The following is a 17,562-nucleotide window of genomic DNA, read 5'->3' as shown; positions in this document are numbered from 1 at the left end:
TTTAGGTATTCTCAAATCTCTCATAGGCCGATGTATAAATTTCCATATACTTTTCTAACCCCATACTATTTAAATTTTCAATATACTTACCCCATTCGGTGAATGAGGCATCGCCTGTAATGAATTTAGCAACCATTTCCCCAAGATATGCACTAATATCTCCATTCACCGCTGAGAAATCCTTACTTTCTTGTTCTGTGAATGTAAATGCCGGCCACCTATTCTCGATTAGATCATCTCTTATTTTATCTGTAGCTTCAATAATTTGAGGGCTGCTGGCACTAGGAATAAAGTCTGACTTAATTCGACCAGGATATCTGCCTCCAGGCCATACAACGTACCTAAGAAGAGCTTGCTCATAGGTTAGACCACTTGGATCATTATAGATTTCATCTAGGTAATCATACTTTCCATCCGTTGTTTCCTCATAACTTTCGCCTTCAAACCCTAGCATATACATCTTAATGAATTCATCTGTATAGAAGTTATCCATCCATCGAACGGTTTCGGCAGGATTCTTGTTCTTATCTGTAATGACAAAAGCACCAAGGTCATAGAGATAAGCATAAACACCTGAATAGATATGATCACCATATGGACCTGTCAAAGCATAAGAGCCAACGTAACCATCTTGCTTCATTAATGTTGAAGGATCTGATGTTCCCGTTGATCCATAGACACCAGTAGCACCTGTTGCGTAAAATTGTTGGCTGTTGGTCGTAAAGATATCTTTGTTCAACAAGCCTTCCGTATATAACTTGTTCATAAATTGTAGTAACTCTTTGTACTTCGGATCCGTTTGAATAAATCTTAGCTTATTCGTTTCAGGATCTAAATCTACAGTACCATGGGCAGTTCCTCGATTTCCCAGACCCCAGGCGCCTTGTAAGTAATTGATCAGATGACCTACACCTACACCTGCATATGGGATAACCTCTGGATCAGATTCTTTCATTGTCTTTAACATGTGATAGAACTCATCGACTGTTTTGGGTTCCTGCAGGCCTAATGAATCAAGCAATTCTTTTTTCAACCACACCTTACCTACCAAACTACTCTCAACAAAGGTAGGGTCTGATAATCCAGGGAAAGAATAGATATTCCCATCTACCATCGTTAGTGCTTTCTTGACTTCAGGGTACTCTTCAAACAGCTTCTTTAAATTAGGAGCATATTGATCGATCAAATCATTTAATCTAATGAAGGTCCCCTCTCCACCATACTTGGCTAGTTCAATCCCCGAGAATCCGGCACCATATATGCCATCCGGATAGTCACCACCAACCAACATCAGATTTAATTTCTCCTTCAATGTTGCGGTTGGCATCATATCCCATTCAACATTGACATTCGTCATTTTCGCAAATTCCTGCCATATCTTCACAGTGTTCCAATCAGGAGCAGTCGTTGGCGCTTGTGCAGTTGCAAACTTCAGTTGAATCGGATTCTTGACGATTTTCATCCCTTCCGTAATGAGATTACTCTCCACATCTGGTGTGTTTTTCTCTGGCGTTTGCGTACTTGTCACATCACTATTATTACTACAACCCACAATTAATGAAAGTAACATCACGACAACCACAACCAATGATAAATAATTTGTCTTCAATTCGAATGACCTCCTCAAATTGACAATACTAGTTCAAAACTAATTTGAAATTTCACTAATATGCACGGTTCTTCTTTGTTTGATGGATTCATAAGCAGCAATAGCAATAACAGCTGCATTTAATCCATCTTCTCCGGTAGTAGATACCTGTTCGTCTTCCAGTAATGCCTTAACAAAATCTCTTATTAATATAGCGGGATTGTCATCACCAGCGTAGTCCCATATCCCCGACATGGTTTGATCGTTGTACCATTCATTTTTTTGATTAAAGCAATCAATCGATATGACTCCTTCTGTCCCGATAATATCTAGGGTAAGATCAACCGGAAAGGGATATGATTTGCAACGCGACCAACTGGGGTCGAGTACTGCAACTACATCGTTCTCATAGGTAAGATGAACGATGCCTGCGTCATCGATTTCCTTATCATAGAGCAGAGCCCCTCCCTCAGCATAAACGGACTTAACCTTTGAACCTGTCACTAAATTCATAACACCAGCGATATGTACCGCATGATCCATAATTGCTCCACCACCAGCAAGATCTTTGTCTACATACCATCCGCCTGGAAACGATCCGCGATTATTCCCTTTCATGGCAATAATCTCGCCAATCTCGCCACGGTCAATAGCTTTCTTCGCCTCGACAACCGTTGAACTATAATTCGTAGGTAGGACAGCCATCAGTTGAACCTTGTTCTCCTCACATGTTGCAATCATCTTCTTCATTTCTTGTACGGATATACCTAGTGGTTTCTCGCATAAAATGTGTTTTCCAGCTCGTGCTGCATCTATCGTCATCTCAGCATGAAACACATTCTCCGACATAATAATAACAGCCTCTACATCCGTCTCTAGCAATTGGTGATGATCTTCATAATAAGGCAGCAGATATTGATCAATATAGGGCTGGACACGCGTTTTATTTGAATCAGCGATTCCTACAATTTCGACATTGTTCATATTAACCATATGATGCAGATATGCAGCTGCATGGCCACGATATGCAAAACTAATAAATCCGACTTTAAGCTTTTTCATATTTCCCAACACCACCTACTATATTTAGAATATCTATTCGCTTTATAACAATACTGCAATGATTATCTTGTGATCAGTACCGGTTCTCCCGTTTCAACTGATTGATAAGCCGCTAATGCGGTTTCTAATGCTCGATATCCGTCCTCTGACGTGACAATTGGTTCTGTATTAAATTGTATACATGCAATAAAGTGTTTGATTTCTAAGTATTGAAAACCATCATGTAGATATAATTGTGGTTCACCCTTCGATGATGGTGTCCTGACGAATACAGTTGCAGAATCATGACTGTCGAACTTGATGATTCCTTTTGATCCAGCAAACTCATAGCCATAGGTGAAGTGTCCAGAATATCCCCAGAACGATTCCATATTAGCGATCGCTCCACTCTTAAAGCGTAAAGTAACAAGTGCATAATCCATTTTATCCGTCTTCTTATTAACGGCATATACAGATTCCACTTCTCCCATAATACTTTGTAATGTTTCAATGTCATGAATCATTAAATCTATAATGACTCCACCACTTTTTTGTGGATCAGCATACCATTCCTTCCGCAATCCCGGGTAGGCACCTAGGTGCCTCATGTGGGCTACGCCAACTTTGCCAATAGCTCCAGCTGCAATCTTCTCTTGCATTTGCTTATAATAGGGAATGAATCGTTGCGCATGGCCAATGAATAACCTCACCCCATTCTGCTTACAGACTTCCATCATTTCTTTTGCATCTTCTAATGAATTGGCAATGGGTTTTTCACATATGACATGTTTCCCCCTCATTGCCGCCTCAATTGTATATTTTTTATGCAAATGTGTTGGTAAACAGATGTTTACAATATCAGGATTTGTTCGATCCATCATCTCAGCGAATGTAGCGAACGCCTCTGTTCCACTCTGATCAGCAACTGCTTGTGCCGTCTCAAAGTGTTCATCACAAACACCTACAAGTTCAACATCTTCTATATCAGTTATTGCTCGAGCGTGTATTCTGCCCATACCTCCACAACCAATCACAGCCATTTTCAACGATTTCCGCCTCCTTTTTAATTACGTTCATTTCATTTGTGAATACGCAATGCCCCACTGGCTCATTACGAACATATTCGCTCACCCTTTTATCGCACCGATCATCACTCCCTTAACAAAGTATTTTTGAAGCAATGGATACAATATCAGAATAGGGAGATTTGCAAATATAATGACTGCATATTTAATTGATTCACCTGCTAATAAGTTCTGAGCTATCGTATCATCAGCCGTACCAACCATTTCTGACAATTGATTCTGTACAAGTATTTCTCTTAGAATTAATTGCAATGGATACTTATCCCTATCTGACAAATAGATAAGAGCGTTAAAGAAAGCATTCCAATGCGCCACGCTATAGAACAAGATCATAACAGCTATTACAGGCATAGATAATGGAAGAACGATACCAATTAATGATTGCACATGAGAACTTCCATCAATCTCTGCTGCCTCGTAGACTTCATTAGGAATCGTACTCTGAAAAAAAGTTCTCATAATAATGATATTCCATATTGCAACAGCATTCGGAATAATCATGACCCAGAATGTATCCATCATGCCTAGATTTTTGATTAAGAGGTAGGAAGGTATTAGCCCTCCACTGAAGAACATAGTGAATACAAACATCATCATAATCAGATTCTTTCCGAAGAAAACTCTTCGAGACAATGGATACGCAGAAATGATTGTCATAACCAAATTAACGGCTGTCCCTGCCAGCGCATACAAAATAGTATTAAGATAACCTTTTAAAATATCTGTATTTCCGATGATTTTCTCATAACCAACTAAATTAAAGCCTTTTGGGTGCAGCCACACATCTCCCCTTAACACCATGGCAGGATCACTAAGCGATGCGATAACCACAAAGAATAATGGGTATAACACTATGAAAAGCACTAGGGACAACATGACATATATGAGAATGCCAAGCATTCTATCTGCGTAACTTTCCTGTACCAACTATTCCACCATCCTTACCATAAGCTAGTTTCACTTACTCTGCTTGAAATTCGATTAACGATAATGAGAATAATGAAATTAATAACAGAGTTGAATAATCCTATTGCAGTGGAAAAACTGTATTGGGCATCCAAAATCCCTATTCGATATACATAGGTTGCAATGACATCTGAGCTTTCCATATTCAATGGATTCTGCATAAGGAATACCTTTTCAAAACCTACACTCAGTACAGTTCCTGCATTCAGAATAAGTAGAATAATCATCGTTGGCAGAATACCTGGAATATTAACATGCCAAATTCTCTTTAACCGACTAGCACCATCTACTTTTGCAGCCTCATGCAATTGTGGATCAATACCAGCCAACGCTGCCAAATAGATGATGGAACTCCATCCCATCTGCTGCCATACACCTGAGAAAACATATATCGATTTAAACCAATCGGCATTGGACATAAAGTCAATTCTCATTCCCCCAAAATAAGAGATAACGTTATTGATTAGTCCACTTGTTTCGGACAGAAAAATCATAATCATTCCTACAATGACAACAGTGGATAAAAAATGTGGAGCATAAGTAACCGTCTGTATAATATTTTTGAAGTATTTATTGCGAACTTCATTAATAAGTAAAGCTAAAAAAATAGGGAAAGGAAATCCAACTAAAAGTTCATAAACACCAATGCCAAGTGTGTTCTTAATTAAACGCCAGAAAAAATATCCGTTAAAAAACCGCTCGAAATGTTCCATTCCAACCCACGGACTTTCCAAAATACCTTTTGAAGCAATAAAATCTTTAAAGACGATTTGGATGCCATACAAGGGCATATAGTGGAATACAAAATAATAGACAACAACAGGAAAAATAAGTGCATATAGCTGCCAATTTCTCTGGACTGACTTCGAGATTACTTTCCACCGCTTGTCCCTACTAAGTAATGAATCTACTCGCCATGCAACCTTTTTCATTTGTAGTTAACCTCCTTGATAAGTGCAACTGTACACAAGATATGATTTTGAAGTCTATCGGCAGTATTTATTGCGATCAACTTATCTTTACAAACCCACATCAATACTCCAAACAGCTCATCATCCATTCTTGTTCTCATCGGCAATTCGTTACATTACCATCAACAGCAGTGTTGAAGATGCCAAAAAGCCAGCTAATCCAAGGGTTAGCTGGCTTGATAAATATAATTTATCTGTTCGAAAGTTCATTAATATTCCGTTTTTTCAGTTTGTACTTTTGCTAAACCTCGATATTGAATCGGCGTTACCCCTTCATTTTTTTTGAATTTACGTATGAAATTAGTAGTGTCAACATAACCAATTTGATTGATAATTTCCTTCAAAGTTTCATTCGTGCTTAACAGTAGTTGTTTCGCCTTCTTCATCCTTAATTGATCGATATGATGCATCAGACTCGTACCGGTCTGATCTTTGAAGAAGCGAGTTGCATAAGACGCTGATATCCCAAATTCACTTGAAATCTTATCTAAACTTATTAATGGATCACAATAATTGGAGTTGACATACCTTGTTAAATTGTCTAATAACACGAAATTTTTACTTTCTTTTTTGCTACGAACAATCAAACAAACTTTCATACAGAAATCGGTCAATTCAGTTTGTAATTGTTCAATCGTTTCTAATTGTGTAATATCTAATCGTTTGAAGGACTGTACCTTTTTTTCCTCAAATGTAATATTGATATCCACAACACTCTTAATGATTGTATTGATAATATCAACACCTATCGATTCAGCAGCTTCTACAGACATTTTTTTATCGCGAATCCAGTTTATCGTTTCAACAATAAGATCATTAACTTCGTCACTATTCCCCTGTTTAATCGCATTTCCTATTTGTTCCACTAATGACACAGGATAAGTATATCCAATATTTTCAATAGTCTTCACATAATCGTAGCTAATGATCTGATTGGAACCTTGGACAAACCGATAACGCACTGCATAATTCGCATTCAGAAAGGATTGATTAATCTGTAATAAATCATTACTAATGTCGCTAATGCCTATCGTAACCGTGAAGTGATAATATTGATTAATAAATTGTCTTGCTTCATTAGCAAGTTTCATAAGATATCCGTGATTATTGTAGCCTTCGTTTAAATTTAATAACAGTACAACACAACCATCATTCATAAGCTCCAAGCTATAACCAGATCCTGCTTCCTCTGATAATTCTTCAACTGCTTTTGCAATGCTGTATTTGAATAGTGTTTGTGTTTGCTTGGAGTTTTCATTTACAAATTGGTTATAGTCATCAATCTGAAAGATCATAACCGCGAAATAAGGTTTATCCAATTGCAAATTGGACATGCTCACCACTTCTGCTAACTCCGCTCGATTCCTAACCTTCCCTCTAATTATCGTTTGTAAATATTGCTCCTTTAAAGCCATAGTTTGACTTTTCAGTTGGCCTATTAATCCCTTATTTTCTTTATCCATCTTACCTAGATCACCAGACAGCATACGTACCGGTTTATAATTTCGTATAGAGAATGCAATAGCCATTAACATGCCAAGTATGGATACAGAGAAAATCATTAGGATAAATATATTTCTACTCTTATTGACTTTATTAAAGAATTGGTCTGTAGGCATAACCGTTACGTAGGACCAGCCATTTTCGGTAGATTTTAATTTTATAACAGAATAATCTTTTTGATTCAGTTCCACCAAATGATAAGGCTCCTCCATTTCCAAATAGCGACTTCGTTCATACAAGGTTTCCACATCTTCAGAGGACTGCTTATTTTGGAAATGTGCTATTTTTTCGTTGTTCTCATTCAATATATATACGATTCCTTGATAATTTCTCAAGATATGTTGTATTTCTTTTTTCAACGCATTTTCTTCAATGAGATAGAACACAACTCCTAGCGTTGCTGATGAGTCCTTATCAATCGGATAAAGATAGGTAGCATATTGCCTGGTGGTCAATCGCTGCTGACTTACTGTTTCTAATGGTCTCATAATAGGCAATGTCATATCATTAACAAGCTTCATAAATGCGGAGCTGGTCCAATTCTCATACTCATTTATATAACCAAAAAACGATTCTACATTATAAGACCCACTTGCTGCATATAACAATGACGAAGAATTCGTATTATAATATACAAAAACGTCATCAATAAAGTTATTTGTAGAATTATATTTTTTCAGCTCCTCAATTGCTTGGTAAGCCCCATATCCTTTATTGTTCATCTTGTAAGGCGTTAATAACGGATTACTACTAATATGCTCCGCCATATCTCTCATCTCGGTAATTCTTACATCGAAGGACTCCTTGACCATGTTAAGCGATTGCTCCATGCCGTTTTGTACATCCTGGACAAGCGTTGATATAAAAGTTCGGTATACCACCCACCCTACAAGTATTAATAGCATCGCAACTAGCAAGATATAGGAGAATAAATAATGATAAAATCGATTTGTCCATAATTGCTCTTTGAATACCGAAGACAAAACTGAGTTTAACATCTTTTTAAAGATAGTATTAATTGCAATCATCTCCCCACTCTTTCTTAGATGAAACCTTGTTTTTAGCTAATCTACGTCATCAATTTCAAAGTGAAAATCTGTTAATCTTACAAGATCAAATGCTCACAAGTTGACACAGTTTCCCGGTCTCTGACGACTTGAAAGTATCGTACGATTATATATTTTTATTTATAATGAAATGACGGTACAGAAGCTAGATCTGAACCGTCATTTCTAATATCACTATCGTTATACTTATATTCCTAAGTCAGTTGTCACTTCGGATAATGGATTAATACATAGTAGTGATTCGCCTCTTCACCTGGATTAAAATAGGAGTGAGGGACATCTGCAGAGAAGCGTACCATACACAGACTGATTTTATTATAAGAAAGGGAATTCATATTGTCTATCGTTCAAATTTTTCTCCAAAAAAAAAAGCATTCAATATATTGAAGTGGGGCGCTTGACCACGCAATTGTCGTGGCTCAAAAAAACAGGCCTTTAATCTGTCTAGAGAAGAGCGAATCGATCTCATCGACTGGAGCTGCATTGATCATTCCAAGATTATTGGCATAGTGGCGATAATCACACGAAATTTCAACCTAACGGTCCCCACAGCGCGAATTACAATCTTTTCTCAATTGCTGAGCGGATACAAATGAAATAAGATCGATGAGGCCCCTTACAGGTTCAAATACGCTCATGATGGATATATAAGGTCGTTTACATCCGTTAGATTTTCATTCGGGTATCGGTCAACGCCACATCGATCTGTCCTTCTGCATATATAAATTACGCTTTTCCTAAATAGTTCGACAGGGGTGTTTAGGCCAGTTTCTGCAACATGTTACTGCTCGGTCATAGGCAAGAACGGGTGAATCTCCGCCTCCGACTACTTCAAGCGAGCGTACTCCTAATGTATCTACATTCTACATAAGGACCCAAATCGTTTCGTTTCATATCCTTGTGCGCTATTCTATCCAAATGAGGTGTTTCTACCAAAGGATGTCCCGCATAACTACTGTAATGTGATCGAAATCCTTTTGTGTCATTTTGCTGCATACGTGCGTTGTCTCTTTATCGATTTGGATATCTGATATAATAACTTTAGAATGGACTGCAATAAAGGAGGTCATAGAATAATGATAGGAATCGACTGGAAGAACCTTAACCCTGATGTCCATCTCGCCAATTATTTCCCTTGCTCGCCTAACTATCAATTCGGTCCCAGAATCATTCAAGACCACCAGCTTATCTATGTCATTAAAGGGAGCGGAACGGCAAACATTCAGGGTCGTGAATATCAATTAGAAAGCGGCCATTTGTTATATTATGGTCCGAACGTCGTTCATACGTTTAAAGCTTCCTGTCATGATCCGTTTGAGCTCTATGGACTTCATTTCTGCTTGTCTTCACATTTGATGGATCAGAATCCATCCGGAGCAGGTACGGCCCGTATCCAACAGATCGGCCCGTCCAACCAAAACCAAGTTATACTCCGAAGCGATAACCGTTGTGTGCTATATACGGAATCGCAATCCACCCACAGCATCCCTGAATTCACCATAACGGAGAAAGAAAGTACCCATCCTTTTTTTCATAATATAACGGGGCAATACAATAAAGGGGGATACCTGTCCTCGATCATCTGCCGTACGATGCTTACGGACCTGATCATTCGCCTTGTTGCCCCTGATGAGCATCCAGATTCCTATCTCCCCTTGCCCTCAACCATAGAAGATAAAGTGAAGATGCTGCTTAACAGCCATGCAAGACAAGGCTATGACCGTCGCTGGCTGCAGGAATGGACTTCCTATCATGAAGATTACGTCTCGCGACTATTTGCCAATCGATTCGGCTTGTCGCCGAAAGCTTATTTCCTTGCTTGCAAGCTCGAATTAGCCTCACAAATGCTTGCCATGACCGACTTCCCCATTTCACAAATTGCAAGCACTTTGCATTTCGGCTCTGTTCATTATTTTTCGAGAATATACAAAGAAAAAACAGGCTGCTCGCCTAGAGAATATAGAAAATCAAAGCGCGACATATAACTGAAGCCCCTCTGCATAACGCTTCCCTAAAGGGATGTCGGTAAAGTGCAACTTTTGTACAGCTGGCACTAAATACTTCGCAACTATCCTTTCTTATAATAGTAATACCATGAAGTGTAAAGGAAGGTGTTGCTTATGAAGAACCTCAATATGTTTGATGCAGACAAGAAGAAAATATCCAAAAAGTTTGAAGATTCCACTAGCTTGATGAAGCTCCCAGAAGAACTAAGAGCTCGAGCAGAAAAGAATGGATATTTATTTTTCAAGCATTTTTTTGAACCAGAGAAGATGCTTAAGCTTCGCCGCGAGATGCTGCAAATCGTGGATAAATTCGGTTATTTGTCGCCGAATGCAAACTTAATAGAAGGTATAGCTGACATCAATCGGATAAATAGGGTCCCTATTCAGCAAATCAACGAGAACGGAAACGGCGTACCTTTATCCCTCTACAAAGAGGTACAGAAACTGCAATCTTTCCATGCTATTACACATGATCCAAAACTAAAGGACCTCTTCCGAATGCTATTTGAAGATGAGCCCTTCCCGCATCCTCGAAACATTGCTAGAATTATGTTACCTCATAAGGATGCCAAACCGACCCCCTCTCACCAGGATTTCCTCCATATTCAAGGAACTGAGCACACTTGGACCTGTTGGGCTCCTCTCGGAGACGTTCCCATGTCTCTGGGAGGGCTGACTGTCTTGGAAGGGAGTCATAAAGCAGGATTGCTAGACGTGACAACCGGGCATGAAGGCGCGGGAGGACTGGAAACTATTCTGTGCAATCTTGGGTATGAGTGGGCAGGCACGGATTATGAAATTGGAGATATGCTCACATTTCCTAGCTTGACCGTTCACAAATCCATTCCGAATAAACAGAGAGATCGAATACGACTTTCCATTGACGTCAGGCTGCAGCCCATTAGCCAGCCTATCGAGGCAAGATCGCTCCTCCCTCATGGACCGTTCACCTGGGAAGAGCTATACGAAGGGTGGGAACGCGAGGAACTCCAATATTATTGGAGTAATATAAGCTTTGACTACATCCCATGGAATGAGAAAATTCGGTGGCAGAAGGAGAAGCTTTGTTGAAGTATGAACAAGGGAGCCAACGTTGTGGCTCCCTTGTTTTTGCTTTAAATAAATAATCAATGAACGCCCAAGCAAAAAGCTGTCTCCTCGTTTTTGGATCATCCTGCATAGGAATTGATGAAAGCAATCCTTCTCGGATACGTAATGTTCATAGCCGTAATCAAGGGGAGTATACTCGTGACTGACATGCCATTTCCCCACATATCCCATCCGATAGCCTTGCATGCTGATGGCAGCTATGTTCATTAAATCTTGTAAGCCTTCATCGCCTTGCGGATTTCCTTCCAGCTCGGACGCTTGCCGTACATCAATACGCCAGTGCGGTAAATCTTGGCCGAGATGTACACCGCTACATAGATGCCCGCTAGCAGCAGGCCGATTGACAGCAGCACTTCCCATACCGGCGGATCGGTCAAGCCCAGTCGCAGCACCATGACGAACGGCGAGAACAGGGGAATGAACGATGTCACCTTCACCAGCATGCTGTCAGGCGTGCTAATGCTGAAAATTGCAATGTAGAAGCCTGCCAGCGAGACGATCGTCATCGGCATGATCGCCTGACCGAGATCCTCCGTGCGGCTGACGATAGAGCCGATTGCGGCATACAGCGTAGCGAACAGGAAGAAGCCGGTTAAGAAGTAGATTAGCGAATAGATCAGCAGAGCCGGATCGACGCTGGACAAATCGATATTCAGGTCGCTCATCAATTCCTGGTTGTGCGGCAGGTTGATATTGATGAATATGGTCGCGACGTAAGCTATGATCTGAATCATGACCACGACGAACATGCCTGAGATTTTGCCGAACATGCTCTTCAGCGGCGACACGCTCGTAATGAGAATTTCCATGACACGCGAGCTCTTCTCCGCCGTAATCTCGGAAGCAATCATCTGACCGGAGATCATGACAGCCATGAACAGGAAAATGATGATCACATAGACGAGGGCCATGGATACGCCTTGCTCATCGGACGACTTGCCTTCCCCTACTGTGCCTGCGCCTTCCGAAGTGGAGATCTGAACGACGTCAATGTTAATCGGAGCGTTCAACTGCGCCATCTGCTTATCGGTAAGCCCCGCATCCTTCAATACGATGGCTTGGCGAATCATCTGCAGCGCTCTCTGCAAGGAAGATGTCATCTGATATTCCATCAGCTTCTCCGACTTGTAGGTCATCACCGGGAAGCCGCTTTCGGTCTTCTCGCCGAATTCCAGATAACCCTTGATCAATCCGTCGCCAATCGCTCCCTTGAGCTGTTTCTCGTTGGCGGCCGTATCTCCTTTATCCTGGAACGGCATCATGACGATGCTGGAATCTTCTATACCGTCGAAGTACGCCTTCAAGTGATCGCCGGTTGGGTCTGCCCCTTGAATATAGCCGATTTGCGATACTTTCTCCTCGTCGCCTTTGAACACTTTAATGAGATAAGGCACATTGCAGCCAATGGTCAACAGAAGGGCGAATACGAGCGTAGAGATAATGAAGGCTTTGCCCTTCACTTTATTGCGAACTGTAAATCCGACAACTGTCCAGAAACTATTCATTTCGCTCACCTACCGTTTTAATAAAGATTTCATTCAAAGTCGGTTCCATAATTTCAAAACGCGTGACGGTCGATTGCTCCATCGCCAGCTGCAAGATGCTCTTGCCAGCTTCTTCGCGGGAGATACCAATCTCGTAGCCGTATGCATGATGCTTCACGCCGGTGACGCCGTCCAGTCCCTCCAGACCGTTCACTTCTCCTGCAGTGCTCAAAATGACGCGTTCCTTCGGGAACTTCCCTTTTATCTCCTTCAGGTTGCCCTTCAATACGGCATTGCCGCGATGGAGAATGCTGATGTTGCGGCACAGCTCCTCGACATGCTCCATCCGGTGAGTAGAGAACAGGAAGCTCGTTCCGGCATCTCTCAACTCCTTCACCGTCGACTTCAGCAGCTCCACATTGACAGGATCAAGTCCGCTGAACGCTTCGTCGAGGATGACGATTTTCGGCTTGTGCAGGATCGAGGCGATGAACTGAATTTTTTGCTGATTGCCCTTGGACAGCTCCTCCACCTTTTTATTGTAATTTTCAGGGACTTCGAAGCGCTCCAGCCACATTTTCAGATTGCGATCCGCATCGCCCTTCGACATGCCCCGCAGCTGCGCCAGATAGATGAGCTGATCGCTGACCCGCACCTTCGGATACAATCCTCTCTCTTCCGGCAAGTAGCCCAGCAAGCTCAGAAGCTCATTCCCGTACGGCTTGCCATGGTACTTAATGCTGCCTCCGTCGGGATAGATCAAGCCGAGCACCATCCGCATCGTCGTCGTCTTGCCCGCACCGTTGGCGCCGAGCAGACCGTAGATTTCCCCTTCGCTTACCTCGAAGCTGATGCCGTTAACAGCTTTTTTGTCCCCGTATTGCTTCTCCACATTTTCCACTACCAATGGTTTCATTTCCCATTTCCCCTCGCTTCATATGCTCGTATTCCGAACCCGCTCTGCTCCATCAGCACAGCCAATATATCGTCCAGCTCCATGGACCCTCTGCTAACGATCGTTACATCTTCTTGCTTGCACCACTGCTCCGCTGCCATCGCCTGATCGGTCGTCACCCGATAGGTGGCGCCTCCTGCATGCTCAATCGCGCATTGACCGGGCATATTCTCCAGCAGCTTATAGGAGGTTCTCTCGCAGCTCACATACAAGCTCATCCAGTTGCTGAACAACTCATCTTTCTCGTATACGCCAAGCACCTGGCCTTGCACCATGAATACGATGTAATCGGCGAGCCTTCGCACTTCCTCGACAATATGCGTCGCCATAAGAATCGTTCGATCTCCCCGATCCATATAACGGTGAAGCACCTCGATCATCGACTTCCATGCCAGCGGATCAAGTCCCGAGGACGGCTCATCCAGCAGCAGCAACTCCGGATGATGCGCCATCGCCAGCGTGAACTCGAACTTACGTCGCATCCCTTTGGACATTTTGCTGAGCGGCTGATGATCGTGAATTTTGAACATTTGCAGCAATTCCTGATATAGATTCACATCCCAGTTACGATACCAGAAGCTGTGGAACTCCGCCTTCGCATTGCCGCGTATGCTGTCATCGTGGGAGGAGGAGTCCTCTGACAGATAGCCGATCCGCTGCTTCAGGTACTCGTCGGGATACTTGCCTACCTTCTCGCCAAGCATCGTCAAGCTGCCGGAATCCGGCTGCGTCAGGTTAAGCGCAAGTCGGAACAGCGAGCTCTTGCCGCTGCCATTAGGCCCTACGATCGCTGTAATGTATCCCTTCGGAATGTCCAGCGAGAGCGGCCCCAGCCGGAAAGTTGTTCTTCGATGCTCGATGCCTTCGAATCGCAGAGCTATTTCTTCGTTCATGTGGATTCGCCTCCCTTGTCGTAATGTTGTCGCATAGCGGCTCTGAACAATTCCTCCAGCTCTTCTCTCGTACACTGCACGCGGATTGCCGCCTGCAGAGCAAGCTCCAATGCTTCCACAACAGAAGACAAACGCTGGCGGTCGCGATCTCCTTCTCCGGCATGCGTAACGAAGGTACCTGTCCCTTGCCTTGTACGAAGCAGTCCTTCCGCTTCCAGATCGCGATATACACGCTTGACGGTAATGACGCTGCACTTCATCATCCCGGCCAGCTCGCGAATGGAGGGAAGCATTGTGCCCTCCTCCAACTGGCCGCTTACGATTAACGCTCTAAGCTGGACTTCAATCTGATGATAGAGCGGCTCTGCACTATGTTCATTGATAACGATGGGCAGCCGCATAATTTTCACCCGCTTTCCTGTGTCGTTAGCTATAGAAATTTCGCTTCTCCAGCTTGCTTTCGATCAGTCGAATGCCTGTAAATACAGCAAGCGCAGCAAGCAGCAAGCTTATAATTGTCAGATACCACCCCTTGCCTTCGACAATAAGCTCATAGCTCTTCAGCACTAAGCTGTTGCCGGTTACGAACGATGCCAGCAAGATGAGAAATAGAATGAGGAACATGGTAACTAACGTAATCACAAAGTAAGCTTTCGATGAAAAACCGAGCTCCATATAGACATAGAACATGCTAATGATTACAGCCACGCATGTTAGAACGACCGCGTGCATGATAAAGTGCAGAACGTCCACGGAGTTGTTCAACGATTTCAATCCCAGATAATACAGTACAAAAAACACTACATACCCCAACATTCCGTTCAGCAGCAACATCAGCACTCGCCCTCGCACGATCGTAGTGATCGATATGGGGAGCGTTCGCCAATAAGCCAGCCTTCTGGTGTATAGGTCCCCGCTCCAAGTCCTCGTATAATATTGAGTGGCGCTGAAGCCGAATACCGGCAAGATCGTCACCGTAATGAAATCGATCGCCCAATACTCAATGCCGTCCGCTTCCCCCTTCAATGCGCTGCTGAACCATGGAATCATCATCATCAGCATATATCCGATTATGATGAAGATGATAAGGTGCTTCCACCTCGCCCGCACTAGCTCATGCTTGGCCAAAAACCATGCGCCTCGCCATACATTCATCCCCGCTTCCTCCTTATCTGCATACCCGAACAGCCTCTTTCCTGTTTGATGTCGATGATTCCCTTGATAATCCTTCATGCTTGCAAGGCTCGACACAGCTCGCTGCCGCTTCGAGGCTTACTGCCCAGCATTGCTTACTGAAGCTTCGAAGCTTACAGCCCAACATTGCTTACTGACGCTTTGGGGCTTACTGCCCAACATTGCTTACTGAAGCTTCGAGGTGCCATGGCCGATTTTGCTGTCCTTCTGTGTATATACTGTTTATATCTATATACACAGTATATACACGGCATATCGCGATGTCAACATTTCTTTTTCATCATTCTTCATCGACTCGCATTTACTTAACAACTCGCCAAGCCTGGAAGCAATGACGCAATCGAGTCCCGAATAAGACAGCAATTAATCACACATCGGCCTGTGCTATAACTATTGTGGAAATCATATTAGGGAGATGATGGTATGGATAAGCTGAATGGGAAAGTGGCTCTGATTACAGGAGCAAGCCGAGGAATTGGCCGCAGCATCGCATTGCGTCTGGCACAGGAGGGTGCATGGATTGCGGTGCACTATAAGAACAGGCAGCATGAAGCGGAGGCTGTTGTCCAAGAAATCACTCGAGAGGGAGGAAAGGCCTTTCCTATTGGCGCCGATCTGCAAACCGTTGACGGCATTCGCTCCTTCTTCTCAGAGCTGGATGAGGAATTGCTTAAGCATACGGGGCACAATCGCATCGACATACTGGTTAATAACGCAGGCATAGGGCAAATTCTGACCTTGGAGGATATGACGGAACAGTCTTATGACGAGGTAATGAGCCTGAATGTAAAAGCACCTCTCTTCGTCACCAAGCAAGCTCTGCCTCATCTGAATGATGGAGGGCGCATTATCAATATCTCTTCGTTCGTTACGCGTGTTGCATCACCTAGCGTATTCGCATACAGCGTAACCAAAGGGGCCATCAATACGATGACGCTCGCCTTGGCCAAGCAGCTAGGCGGCCGTGGTATTACGGTTAATGCGATCCTTCCCGGCATCATTGACACGGAGATGAACGCCGGAACGCTGCAGCATGCTGACGGGCAGAGGTATGCCGCCGGCCTCTCGATCTTCAATCGATGGGGCGAGCCGGACGATGTCGCGGCTATCGCATCCTTCCTCGCCTCTTCGGACAGCCGCTGGGTAACCGGACAGTTGATCGACGCCAGCGGCGGATCTCATTTGTAGTGGCTTATGGGCGTAGCAAGCGATCGTGGTCCGCTGCGCTGGGCGAGGGCGAGTGCTGCCGGCGACCTTGATCTGCTCTGCCGGGCAAGGGTGAGTGCTGCTGGCGACCTTGATCTGCTCTGCCGGGCAAGGGTGAGTGCTGCCGGTGACCTTGATCTGCTCTACCGGGCAAGGGTGAGTGCTGCTGGCGACTGGAGAGTATTCATTTGCTGGATAGTCAATTGGTCTTTGAAATGGATTTTCTGCTATTATTTCTGTTGGAAAAGAATGATTGGCTACGGCTAAATGGATTTCTGGCTATTAATTATTCGAAATCAAGCTGAATATGTACAAATCGATGATATGTAATGTAGGAAATCCATTTAAATAGCCGCTTAAGCTAACCAGTATCGATATTAATATCAGTGAACCTCCCCCACGGGGCTTCTGAATAGTGTCAAGACGGCTGCCGCCTTCGATGTCGGTTAGCGACACCTCATTCTGGAATGCGGCGTACAGCGATTGGCGTTCC

Annotated in this window: 15 protein-coding genes; 3 read left to right on the top strand and 12 right to left on the bottom strand. The window is 43.3% G+C overall.

What is annotated here, in order from left to right:
* Position 1: 1 nt before the first annotated feature.
* The 6 genes from M6D81_RS27915 to M6D81_RS27890 all read right to left on the bottom strand — a co-directional run bounded on the left by M6D81_RS27915 (position 2) and on the right by M6D81_RS27890 (position 8,182).
* Positions 2-1,609: an extracellular solute-binding protein gene (locus M6D81_RS27915; RefSeq protein ID WP_262680533.1), complete on the bottom strand. Its 1,608-nt coding sequence runs from the start codon at positions 1,607-1,609 to the stop codon at positions 2-4.
* Positions 1,610-1,648: 39 nt separating this feature from the next.
* The gene (locus M6D81_RS27910) at positions 1,649-2,650 is read right to left on the bottom strand and encodes a Gfo/Idh/MocA family protein (protein ID WP_262680532.1); all 1,002 of its coding nucleotides are present in this window, start codon (positions 2,648-2,650) and stop codon (positions 1,649-1,651) included.
* Positions 2,651-2,712: 62 nt separating this feature from the next.
* A complete protein-coding gene (locus M6D81_RS27905) occupies positions 2,713-3,669 on the bottom strand; it encodes a Gfo/Idh/MocA family protein (protein ID WP_262680570.1) in 957 nt (318 codons plus the stop codon).
* Positions 3,670-3,756: 87 nt separating this feature from the next.
* Entirely contained in the window at positions 3,757-4,614 is an 858-nt protein-coding gene (locus M6D81_RS27900; RefSeq protein WP_262680568.1) for a carbohydrate ABC transporter permease, read from the bottom strand.
* Positions 4,615-4,655: 41 nt separating this feature from the next.
* Positions 4,656-5,612 carry an ABC transporter permease gene (locus M6D81_RS27895; RefSeq protein WP_262680530.1) on the bottom strand — a complete coding sequence of 319 codons (957 nt, stop codon included), beginning with the start codon at positions 5,610-5,612 and terminating at the stop codon, positions 4,656-4,658.
* A 248-nt stretch (positions 5,613-5,860) separates the two neighbouring features.
* A complete protein-coding gene (locus M6D81_RS27890; RefSeq protein WP_262680528.1) occupies positions 5,861-8,182 on the bottom strand; it encodes a helix-turn-helix domain-containing protein in 2,322 nt (773 codons plus the stop codon).
* 1,115 nt (positions 8,183-9,297) lie between these two features.
* Between M6D81_RS27890 and M6D81_RS27885 the strand changes: the two genes are divergently transcribed.
* On the top strand, positions 9,298-10,206 hold the full coding sequence (locus tag M6D81_RS27885) for an AraC family transcriptional regulator (protein WP_262680526.1): 909 nt from the start codon (positions 9,298-9,300) through the stop codon (positions 10,204-10,206).
* A 135-nt stretch (positions 10,207-10,341) separates the two neighbouring features.
* Positions 10,342-11,298, top strand: a complete 957-nt coding sequence (locus tag M6D81_RS27880) for a phytanoyl-CoA dioxygenase family protein (protein ID WP_262680524.1) — start codon at positions 10,342-10,344, stop codon at positions 11,296-11,298.
* A 245-nt stretch (positions 11,299-11,543) separates the two neighbouring features.
* On the opposite strand, the gene M6D81_RS27875 is transcribed toward M6D81_RS27880, so the two are convergent.
* Genes M6D81_RS27875 through M6D81_RS27855 form a run of 5 tightly spaced genes read right to left on the bottom strand, consistent with a single transcriptional unit; the run spans position 11,544 to position 15,824 of the window.
* Entirely contained in the window at positions 11,544-12,842 is a 1,299-nt protein-coding gene (locus M6D81_RS27875) for an ABC transporter permease (protein WP_262680523.1), read from the bottom strand.
* Positions 12,835-13,737: an ABC transporter ATP-binding protein gene (locus M6D81_RS27870; protein ID WP_262680521.1), complete on the bottom strand. Its 903-nt coding sequence runs from the start codon at positions 13,735-13,737 to the stop codon at positions 12,835-12,837. The genes M6D81_RS27875 and M6D81_RS27870 overlap by 8 nt, the downstream gene beginning before the upstream one ends.
* Positions 13,734-14,669 carry an ABC transporter ATP-binding protein gene (locus M6D81_RS27865; RefSeq protein ID WP_262680520.1) on the bottom strand — a complete coding sequence of 312 codons (936 nt, stop codon included), beginning with the start codon at positions 14,667-14,669 and terminating at the stop codon, positions 13,734-13,736. Before M6D81_RS27865 ends, M6D81_RS27870 begins: the two co-directional genes overlap by 4 nt.
* Positions 14,666-15,070: a GntR family transcriptional regulator gene (locus tag M6D81_RS27860; RefSeq protein ID WP_262680519.1), complete on the bottom strand. Its 405-nt coding sequence runs from the start codon at positions 15,068-15,070 to the stop codon at positions 14,666-14,668. The genes M6D81_RS27865 and M6D81_RS27860 overlap by 4 nt, the downstream gene beginning before the upstream one ends.
* Positions 15,071-15,095: 25 nt before the next feature.
* On the bottom strand, positions 15,096-15,824 hold the full coding sequence (locus tag M6D81_RS27855; protein ID WP_262680517.1) for a hypothetical protein: 729 nt from the start codon (positions 15,822-15,824) through the stop codon (positions 15,096-15,098).
* A 462-nt stretch (positions 15,825-16,286) separates the two neighbouring features.
* Here M6D81_RS27855 and M6D81_RS27850 point away from each other — a divergent pair, with 462 nt between their 5' ends.
* Entirely contained in the window at positions 16,287-17,051 is a 765-nt protein-coding gene (locus M6D81_RS27850; RefSeq protein WP_262680516.1) for an SDR family oxidoreductase, read from the top strand.
* Positions 17,052-17,351: 300 nt separating this feature from the next.
* Here M6D81_RS27850 and M6D81_RS27845 read toward each other — a convergent pair.
* On the bottom strand, positions 17,352-17,562 hold a 211-nt coding region (locus tag M6D81_RS27845), incomplete at its 5' end, for a hypothetical protein (protein ID WP_262680514.1).

The sequence above is a fragment of the Paenibacillus sp. J5C2022 genome (genome assembly GCF_025567625.1).
Lineage (GTDB): Bacteria > Bacillota > Bacilli > Paenibacillales > Paenibacillaceae > Pristimantibacillus.
This window is presented reverse-complemented; position numbering and strand designations above follow the sequence as displayed.